1 pseudogene is annotated in these 1,259 nt (G+C 65.1%); it reads left to right on the forward strand.

The features are described 5' to 3' along the window. Positions 1 to 527 precede the first annotated feature (527 nt). Positions 528 to 1,259: pseudogene (locus tag ACY45C_RS20865) on the forward strand (hypothetical protein); the annotation flags it as partial.

The raw sequence follows: 1,259 nt of genomic DNA on the forward strand, positions 1-1,259 counted from the left end.
ACGTAGGGAGGCGAGACGATGAGCGGCACGCTTCGCGACTTCGCCCGCGCGGCCCACAGCCATGCCCGTGAACCGTCACCTACAGCAAGATCACTAAAGCAGGTGAATGTTTACCTTATGCTCACCCCGGTCTTACGTCCGCCCTGGTCTTCGCGCCGTTCACCACATTTCCCGAGGGACGATGAATAACATATTTTCAGATGAAATAAAATAATACGCCCTTGGGTAACGCCTGACATTTATCAATATTATGGAGTCGAAATGAAATAACTTGCGCGTTTCGAACCCTCCACAGGCCCGTGACCTGCGATGATGCTCTCGATCACGTATTTGTTACTTCATTACGTCCCCTATAAAAATATAACGAGATACCAGAGATGCCACGACCCGGCCGCGGCGAGAGCACCGAAATGTATTTCCGCGCGGCAGGTCGCCGGGTACTGTCGGCATGCCCTGCTATTTTTTCTTTCTTCCGGTGAAATCCGGCTCCGGATCCATCCCGCTGCCCGTGAAGGAACACCGCAACGATGCCGCTTGCCTCAGCCCGGCTCCTGGTATCGCTCCTGCTGCACGAACAGCACCGCGTCGAGCCCGCGGGTGTGCCCTTCCGCTATCCTTCCCCGCCTCCCGCGGAACGCCATCTCGTCCGCGCGGCGACGGCGCTCGCCGCCGGCCGGGCGAAAGGATCGCTGCGGGAGCTGCGGGAGAGCGAATACGACCCGACCGACCCCGATCACCTGGCGGCGCACGAGGCGCTCTACCTCGCCGCGCTGGCTCTCGACCTCAACTGGTCCCCCGATGACGTCGGCGTCGTCCGAGCCTGGGCCACGAGGACGTTCGCTCCGCCTCCGGTTGGGCCCGCCGCGCGTCCCGGTGTACCCGGTCCGCGCCGGGAACGCCCGGCCCACCGGGCCAATTGGGCGCCATCCCAGCCGGCCCCACCCGGCTCCGGGCACTCCAGGCACTCCAGGCACCCTGGTTCGGCCGGATTGGCCGGACCAGCCGGACCAGCCGGGCCGCCGCGGACCATGACGGACGCCCCGCTGATCGCCTGGACGACGCAGGTCATCGCCCGGCAACGGCACGCACTGCTCGAACCGACGACCGCGGTCATCTGCGTGCTCGGTGCCGAGATCATCCCCGGTATCCGGGTGGCGCGGGCACAGCTGGCCCTGACCGGTCACCGCGTCGACCACCGCGAAACCGACCGGAGGCACGGGCCCGGCCCCCATCGCTTCCCCCATCACCTGCCCTATCGC

It is taken from the genome of Frankia sp. CcWB2 (genome assembly GCF_977927585.1).